Source organism: Protofrankia sp. CiP1_Cm_nod2 (genome assembly GCF_920664355.1).
In the GTDB taxonomy this organism is placed as follows: Bacteria; Actinomycetota; Actinomycetes; order Frankiales; family Frankiaceae; genus Protofrankia.
Window position 1 is genome coordinate 9443 of the sequence record NZ_CAKKTL010000023.1, and the last position, 2852, is coordinate 12294.

At 69.1% G+C, this 2852-nt stretch carries 1 protein-coding gene and 1 tRNA gene; one reads left to right on the forward strand and one right to left on the reverse strand.

Annotated features, from left to right (window positions below):
* The first annotated feature begins 139 nt into the window (after positions 1–139).
* Positions 140–229 (forward strand) — tRNA-Ser (locus NBW84_RS04340).
* Positions 230–559: 330 nt separating this feature from the next.
* On the opposite strand, the gene NBW84_RS04345 is transcribed toward NBW84_RS04340, so the two are convergent.
* A complete protein-coding gene (locus NBW84_RS04345; protein ID WP_250281931.1) occupies positions 560–1945 on the reverse strand; it encodes an aminotransferase class V-fold PLP-dependent enzyme in 1386 nt (461 codons plus the stop codon).
* Positions 1946–2852: the final 907 nt, after the last annotated feature.

Genomic DNA, 2852 nt, shown 5'->3' on the forward strand with positions numbered 1-2852 from the left:
TCCGTCGGCGGCTGTCAGGACGCCTGGCTGTCAGGACGGGCAGCCAGGCCGGGGCAGCGCGGGCCGCCGGCGGGTACGGGGCCGGGCTGGCGGGGACGCGCCGCTCCGCCCCACCACGGCATCCAGTAAGCTGACAAACGGTGGAGTCGCCTAGTGGCCGAGGGCGCACGCCTCGAAAGCGTGTGAGGGGGCAACCCCTCCGTGGGTTCAAATCCCACCTCCACCGCCATCCTTGGGTACCCATGTGCTGGCGCACCATGGGCGGATGGCTTTATGCCAGCCGCGGGGGCCGAGCCCCCGCAGGCCTCCACGGGAAACCCCCGGCGCGCAGCGCCTGGCATCCGCACACGGCAGTCCATGGGCGCACGCCCCGGGCGATCCGTCCGTTGCCGGCTCCGTCGCCGGTCCGGTCTCAGTTGTCTTCGAGGCCCGGCTCCGGGCTGTGGTCGCGGCGGTAGGCGCGGTGAGCTGCCGGAAGCAGGGCGGTCGGGGGCATGCCGTGTTCCGTCAGGCCATGCCGTCAGGCCATATCGTCAGGCCATATCGTCAGGCCATGCCGTCAGGCCATGCTGCCGAGGATGGCGGCGATGTCGGACGGTTCGGTGCACGGGTTGACGATCGCGAAACGGGTCACCGTCTCCCCCTCGTGGACGGTCGGGGTGACAAAGGCAAAACCCGTCCGCAACAGTTTCTCCGTCCACTCGTAGTAGTTTTCCGGTGTCCAGTTCAGGCGGCGCAGGACCACTACGGAAAGCTGCGGCTCACGCACGAGCTCCACGTAGGGCAGTGCCCTTATCTGATCAGCCGCGGCCCGGGCGGTGGCCAGTGACTTCTCCACGGCGGCACCGTAGGCGCGGGTACCGTGCGTAGCCAGTGAGAACCAGAAGGGCAGGCCGCGCGCACGCCGTGAGAGACCGATCGCGTAGTCCGCGGGGTTCCAGTCGTCAGCGGTTTCGAGGACCTCCAGATAGCCCGCTTTCTGGGCGTGTGCCGCGCGGGCCAGCGCCGGTTCCCGGTAGATCAGCGCGCAGGCGTCGAACGGAGCGAACAGCCATTTGTGCGGATCGACAATGAAAGAATCCGCGTCGGCTATTCCGGCAAAGAGATGACGGACCGGTTCTGCGGCCAGCGCGGCCAGCCCGTACGCCCCGTCGACATGCGCCCACAGGCCCCGTTCATGGGCCGTGTCGACAATTCCGCGGATGTCGTCGACAATGCCGAACTGGGTGGTGCCGGCCGTCGCCACGACGGCGAACACGCTGTCGCGGACGTCGGGATCCGCCTTGTCCAGGGCGTGGGCCAGCGCGGGGCCGGTGAGACGGCCCTCGGCGTCCGCCGGGACCACCAGGAGCTCCGCGCCCATGACCCGGGCGGCGGTCTCGAGCGAGGAGTGCGCCTCGGCACCGCAGGCGATACGCCACACGGCGGGCCGGCCGCCACGCCGGGTGGCGCCGTCCCGCGTCCGCATCCGGTACCTGGCCGCGACGAGCGCGGAGAGGTTCCCGATCGTCCCGCCCTGGACGAAGACCCCACCGGCCTCGGGCGGAAAACCGGCGAGATCGGACAGCCAGCGCAGTGCCTGGTTTTCCGCGTACACGGCGCCGGCACCCTCCAGCCAGCTCCCCGCGTATACGGACGAAGCCCCGACGACGAGGTCGAAAAGTATCGCCGCCCTGGTGGGCGCCGCCGGTATGAACGAGAGGTTGCGGGGGTGGTCGACCGAAATACACGCCTGGGAGAGGAGCTCGTCGAAAACCCGGAGCGCCTCGACGCCACCGATACCGTCCGAGGTTATTGTCTCCCCCACCGCGGCGGTCAGCTCCGCGCGCGAGCGGGTACCGTCCAGGGGAACGGGGCTGAGGCGTAGTCGCTCCCGCGCATAGTTGACGACGGCCTGCGTCAGAATCTCGCTGTCGACATCATAGCGGTGCACGAACTCGAGCATACCCGGGCCCGGCCGAGTTTACGGACATCACGAAGCGGCGACGGTGCGCAGCCGGTACGTCCCGATGTACAAGCCGAAACATGTCGAAAACAATGCCGACCGGCGTGGGTCACACAGCTGTGCGCGGTAAAGTGATCGGCGCCGGCCGCAGCAACATGTTCATCACCAGCGCCGGGAGGATTCCGGACCGAAGCGGGATCCGGACGCGCGGACCGGCGCATAAAGCGCCGGCCGGGTGACCATGCGTGGTACACCATCGATGGCATATGTCACCGGACGCCGCTACCGGCTGCCGGTGAGCGGAGAAGATCGCCGTATGTTTGTCGTTGTGCACGCTTTTGCGGCCGAAAAGCGTGCACAACGACAGACTCGTCCAGATCATGGCCTGCGCGGACGGTCGCGGATAGTGACCCGTCTCCGCTGGAGACGCTCCGGGGCCACCACCGAGGACGGCCCGCATTCGTGGCGGGGCGAGACCTGACAGTCGGCCGGTCGGTCGTGGCCAGGGGCCGGTCGACGTCAGGCGGACGTCATTACCGCTTTACCACGGCACGGCACGGCACGGCACGCACAAGATCCGCGTTCGCGGACAGCCTGCGAGGGGGCTGACATCGGGGCCGCCGTACGCACCATCAGGACCCACCTCGGCTTGTTTCGCGATCGGCCTGTTCCACGAACGGCATCTGGTGCGGGCTTCTCGCCGACGCGGCACCGCCAAGGCCCACATCGGCCCGCGCCCGACGACGATCAGCGCAGTGGCCGATCAGCCGCCCCGGGACTCCCGCAGGACATCCGGGATCCCGGGGCCGCTGGAGATCAGCGATCTGGAGGTCATCAGCATGGCCACGCGACCGGGCACAGCCGGCCGCGGCGGACGCCGGTCATACGCCCGGCCACCTCGTCCTCC